The following is a 229-nucleotide window of genomic DNA, read 5'->3' as shown; positions in this document are numbered from 1 at the left end:
GCTTTCTCGATCTGGCCCACGTTGAAGCGCTTGTGCACAGAGCAGAAGCCGTGCCACAGGATCCCCCGGGAGTCGAGCAAGGACTGTTCGTCGTTGCCGCCCAGTTCCTTGCGGGGGTTCCACATGGGCATCTGTTCCCAGGGGACGCCCAGCGCCTTGGCGGTGTTGCGGCCACGGTGCTGGTCGGGGAAGAACAGGACGCGCTGACCACGCTCGAAGGCCCATGCAA

General features: G+C 64.6%; 1 protein-coding gene. It reads right to left on the bottom strand.

All coding sequences use genetic code 11. The features are described 5' to 3' along the window. Positions 1-229: quinolinate synthase NadA (nadA, locus tag N7568_RS25700; RefSeq protein ID WP_261612426.1), on the bottom strand; the 229-nt coding region annotated here is incomplete at both ends.

The sequence above is a fragment of the Paenarthrobacter aurescens genome, assembly GCF_025421775.1.
Taxonomy (GTDB): domain Bacteria; phylum Actinomycetota; class Actinomycetes; order Actinomycetales; family Micrococcaceae; genus Arthrobacter; species Arthrobacter aurescens_B.
Note: the sequence above shows the minus strand (reverse complement) of the source record. Positions and strands in the feature narration are given on the sequence as shown.